The 5068-nt window shown below is 72.7% G+C and carries 4 protein-coding genes; all 4 read left to right on the top strand.

The window, feature by feature from the left end:
- The coding region (locus tag RIF68_RS26960) for a 2Fe-2S iron-sulfur cluster-binding protein (protein ID WP_309053898.1) at positions 1 to 897 on the top strand (897 nt) is incomplete at its 5' end.
- A complete protein-coding gene (locus RIF68_RS26965; RefSeq protein ID WP_309053899.1) occupies positions 894 to 3218 on the top strand; it encodes a xanthine dehydrogenase family protein molybdopterin-binding subunit in 2325 nt (774 codons plus the stop codon). The genes RIF68_RS26960 and RIF68_RS26965, both read left to right, overlap by 4 nt.
- Positions 3219 to 3330: 112 nt before the next feature.
- Positions 3331 to 3801 (top strand): hypothetical protein, encoded by a 471-nt coding sequence (locus RIF68_RS26970; protein ID WP_309053900.1) that lies wholly within the window; start codon positions 3331 to 3333, stop codon positions 3799 to 3801.
- Positions 3802 to 3894: 93 nt separating this feature from the next.
- Positions 3895 to 5068, top strand: a 1174-nt coding sequence (locus tag RIF68_RS26975; protein WP_309053901.1) for a hypothetical protein, incomplete at its 3' end; no start/stop codon positions are given.

Below are 5068 nucleotides of genomic sequence, written 5' to 3' on the forward strand. Positions count from 1 at the left end.
ACCGCCGACGACCAGGCCGAGGAGCCGGTCCCGGCCGGCACGTCCCCGGACTCCGGGCCGGAGGTGGCGCACGCGGCCGATGTGACGCCCGTGGAGGCCCCGGCTGACCAGGCAGCGCCTGGTCAGGCGCCGGTGGGCGAGGTTCTGGCGGGCCAGGCGCCGGCGGACCAGGGTCCGTCGCACGAGGCGCCGGTGGGCGAGGTTCTGGCGGATCAGGCGCCGGTGGGCGAGGCCCTGGTGGACCAGGCGCCGGCCCACCGGGCACCGGCGGACCAGGCCCCGGACCCCGCGACCGTGGAAGCGGCGCCCCCGCATCCGCCCGCCGAGAGCGACGAGCACCCGAACGTCTCGTACACCCTGCGGGTCAACGGCACCGACCGCCCCGTCACCGACTCCTGGATCGGCGAGTCCCTGCTCTACGTCCTGCGCGAGCGCCTCGGCCTCGCCGGGGCCAAGGACGGCTGCTCCCAGGGCGAGTGCGGCGCGTGCAACGTGCAGGTCGACGGCCGGCTCGTCGCCTCCTGCCTGGTGCCGGCCGCGACCGCCGCCGGCTCCGAGGTGCGTACGGTCGAAGGCCTGGCCGTGGACGGCGAACCGTCCGACGTCCAGCGGGCCCTGGCCCGCTGCGGCACCGTCCAGTGCGGCTTCTGCATCCCGGGCATGTGCATGACGGTGCACGATCTCCTGGAGGGCAACCACGCCCCCACCGAGCTGGAGACGCGGCAGGCGCTCGCCGGCAACCTCTGCCGCTGCTCCGGCTACCGCGGCGTCCTCGAAGCGGTACGGGACGTCGTCGCCGAACGGGAGGCGAGCGCCGCGGCCACCTCGCCCGAGGCTCCCGGCGAAGCCCGCGTCCCGCACCAGATCCCCCACCCGCACGACGGAGGCATGGCGTGAGCAGCGACGCGATCACCGCGGCTCCCACGGCTCTGGACCACCCCGCCCCGGCCCCCGGCGAGGAGCAGGCCGCCCACGGCATCGGCGCCTCCCTCCCGCAGGCGGAGGCCCGGGCCAAGACCGAGGGCACCTTCCCGTACGCCTCCGACCTGTGGGCCGAGGGGCTGCTGTGGGCCGCGCTCCTGCGCTCCCCGCACGCGCACGCGCGGATCGTCTCGGTCGACACGAGCGCCGCCGCCGCGATGCCGGGCGTACGGGCGGTGGTGACGGCCGCCGACGTGCCGGGCGCCGCCACCTACGGCCGCCGCGTCGCCGACCGTCCCGTCTTCGCCGACGGCCTGGTCCGCCACCACGGCGAGGCGATCGCCGCCGTGGCCGCCGACCACCCGGACACGGCCCGGCTCGCCGCCGCCGCCATCCACGTCGAGTACGAGCTCCTCGAACCGGTCACCGACCCGGAGAAGGCCTTCGCCGCCGAGGCCCTCCACCCGGACGGCAACCTCATCCGGCACATTCCGCTCCGCTTCGGGGACCCGGAGGCGACCGGCGAGGTCGTCGTCGAGGGCCTCTACCGGATCGGCCGCCAGGACCCGGCCCCCATCGGCGCCGAGGCCGGCCTCGCCGTGCCCCGCCCGGACGGCGGCGTGGAGATCTACACCGCCTCCACCGACCCGCACACCGACCGCGACCTCGCCGCCGCCTGCTTCGGCCTGCCGCCCGAGCAGGTCAAGGTCGTCGTCACCGGCGTCCCCGGCGCCACCGGCGACCGCGAGGACCCCGGCTTCCAGATCCCCCTGGGCCTCCTGGCGCTGCGCACCGGCTGCCCGGTGAAGCTCACCGCCACCCGCGAGGAGTCCTTCCTCGGCCACTCCCACCGCCACCCCACCCTCCTGCGCTACCGCCACCACGCGGACGCGGACGGCCGCCTGGTCAAGGTCGAGGCGCAGGTGCTCCTCGACGCGGGCGCGTACGCGGACTCCTCCTCCGAGTCCCTCGCGGCGGCCGTGGCCTTCGCCTGCGGTCCGTACGTCGTCCCGCACGCCTTCGTGGAGGGCTGGGCGGTCCGCACCAACAACCCCCCGTCCGGCCACGTGCGGGGCGAGGGCGCGATGCAGGTCTGCGCGGCCTACGAGGCACAGATGGACAAACTGGCCGCCAAACTCGGCCTGGACCCGGCCGAGTTGCGAATGCGGAACGTCATGGCGACGGGCGACATCCTGCCCACCGGCCAGACGGTGACCTGCCCCGCGCCGGTAGCCGAACTCCTGGCCGCCGTACGGGACTTCCCACTGCCACCGCTGCCCAAGGACATTCCCGAGGAGGACTGGCTGCTGCCCGGCGGCCCCGAGGGCGCGGGCGAACCCGGAGCCGTCCGCCGGGGCGTCGGCTACGCCCTCGGCATGGTGCACATGCTGGGCGCGGAGGGCACGGACGAGGTCTCCACGGCGACGGTACGGGTCCAGGACGGCGTCGCGACGGTCATCTGCTCGGCGGTGGACACCGGTTCGGGCTTCTCGACCCTGGCCCGCCAGATCGTCCAGGAGATTCTCGGCATCGACGAGGTCCACGTCGCTCCTGTCGACACCGACCAGCCCCCGGCCGGACCCGCCGCCCACGGCCGCCACACCTGGGTGTCGGGCGGCGCGGTCGAACGGGCCGCGAAGATGGTCCGCACGCAGCTCCTCCAGCCGCTGGCCCACCAGTTCGGCATGTCCACCGAGCTCCTCCAGATCACCGACGGCAAGATCACCTCGTACGACGGCGTGCTCTCCACCACGGTCACCGAGGCCCTGGACGGCAAGGAACTCTGGGCCACCGCCCAGTGCCGTCCCCACCCGACCGAGCCCCTGGACGACGCCGGCCAGGGCGACGCCTTCGTCGGCCTGGCCTTCTGCGCCATCCGCGCGGTCGTGGACGTGGACATCGAACTCGGCGCCGTACGCGTCGTCGAGATGGCCGTCGCCCAGGACGTCGGCCGCGTCCTCAACCCGGCCCAACTGGCCACCCGCATCGAGGCCGGCATCACCCAGGGCGTCGGCGCGGCCCTCACCGAGAACCTCCGCACCACCCGTGGCCTGGTCCGCCACCCCGACTTCACCGGCTACGCACTCCCGACATCCCTGGATGCCCCGGACATTCGCATCGTGAAACTGGTCGAGGAACGCGACGTCGTGGCCCCCTTCGGAGCCAAGGCGGCGAGCGCCGTCCCGGTCGTCACCTCACCCGCCGCAGTGGCCGCAGCCGTACGCGCGGCGACCGGACGCCCCGTCAACCGCCTCCCGATCCGGCCACAGGCGGCGGTCGCCGTGCCCAACTCGTGACCGCGTGATGTGCGTTGCTTGTGCAACCGGGAGGTGCGGACTGTCGTCGTCCTTGACTACAGTGAACTACTAGACACACGCACGGTTGTTCACACGGGGGAGGAGCGCGGGCATGGAAGCCTACATGGGAGGCCTGGCGGCCGGGATGCGGACGCAGGCCGTGAAGTACAGCGCCGACTCCATGGAGACCTTCCGGAAGGGCGTCGACGACCTCATCACCCAGCTCCAGAATTCCGAGGCCGGTCCGGACAAGCTGAAGACCGACTCGGTCACCCGCAGCCAGTTCGGCGGAGGCGGGGCGGCATGGGGTGAGGCCCAGAGCGCGTACGCGGCCTACGACGAGGTCCTCGGCAAGCTCGTGCAGCTCTCGGGGCTGCTCAAGGACTGCCTGGAAGGGCTCGGAATCGCTGTCGTCGCCTCCAAGAACGGTATGGAGGAGATGGACGACGACATCAAGCGCAAGATGATCGCGATCCACCAGCGCACGTACGAGGCGAAGCAGCAGGCGGACAAGGAAGCCGGACGGGGCGCGGCGGCGAGCAAGGACAGTCACGCGACCGAAGGCGACGGTTCCTTCCAGTAGCGGGGGCGCGGACGGAATTTCGGGGACACGGGGAAGAGGCAAAGGATGAGGCCTGCAGAGGGCGGCGGGGGCGGTCGGACCAACTTCGTCGGCATGACGCACGAGCAGATGCTGAAGTGGCTGAACGAGGCCAGCAGTTACAACGTAGGGGCCGCGGCGCAGCGGCTGAAGGCCGTCAGTGAACAGATGGCCAAGATCGCCAACGATCTGCGCGCCAGGATGCGCAACATGGACTGGGAGGGCGAGGCCGAGAAGGCCTTCGTCGAGTGGGCCACGAACGTGGCGAACTCGACCACCGCCCTCGCCGATTACAGCGCGCGCGGTGCCGGATGGATGGAGCAGAACTCCACCGCCATCGCCGCGGCTCAGAGCGCCATGCCGCCGTACACCTCGCACGAGGCTGCCAAGGCGAACCTCAAGGCGGCGATCGAGCACCGCAACGATCCCGATGCGCAGACCGTCGCCAACAAGGCGCGGAGCTCCATGGCCGCCAGTGAAGAACTTCAGGCCATTCAGGCCAAGGAGAAGGCGAACCAGCAGGCGGCGGCTGACGAGATGTACCGCCTTTCGAGCACGTACCAGTGGTCGAGCTTCAACATGAGGGGCCAGGAGCCGCCGACGTTCCCGCCGCCGCCCGGCGCCTTCGTGCCGGACCGCAGGGACGTCATCACGGACGACCGCTCGTATGTCGGCTCCACGCAGCAAAGTGACAGCCGTTCCACCGGTACGGACACGGGGACCATGCAGCCCTCGCGAACCCGGCACGACGTTCCGCCCGCCACGCCCGACCGCTACGTTCCGCCGACCGGTGACAAGGACGGCCCGACGTACACCGTCCGCCCCGAGGTCCGCCCGGACGTCCTCCCCGAGGTGCGTCCTGACGAGCCCGTCGATCTGGGCATCGACAGCGTGAACACGCTGCCGCCGCCGACCACGATCGGCCCTGGCCCCTCTCCGGTACCGGGCCCCCAGCCGCCGCTCTCCAAGCCGGACGGTTTCACGCCCCCGTTCGTGACGACGGGCGTCCCGCCGTTCACCGGCAAGGGCGGTACGACACCGCTGCCGCCGACCGCACCGACCAACGGCGGCGGTCGCGGTCCGCTGTCCAACGGCGGTCTGCGCGGTCTCGCGCCGGGCCACGGTCCGCTGGGCGGCGGTCCCCGTGAGGGCATCAGCGGCGGTCGTGCGGTGCCCAGCACGCAGGCCGGCCGACCCGCGACCGGCATCCCGCGCAGCACGGTGATCGGCACGGAGCAGGGCGGGCGCG

Origin of the sequence: Streptomyces sp., from assembly GCF_031178505.1 — a bacterium.
GTDB lineage: Bacteria > Actinomycetota > Actinomycetes > Streptomycetales > Streptomycetaceae > Streptomyces > Streptomyces gulbargensis.

What these genes read in the sequence shown, in the direction of transcription:
- RIF68_RS26970 (WP_309053900.1), top strand. Translation starts at nt 3,331, where the DNA reads ATGGAAGCCTACATGGGAGGCCTGGCGGCCGGGATGCGGACGCAGGCC.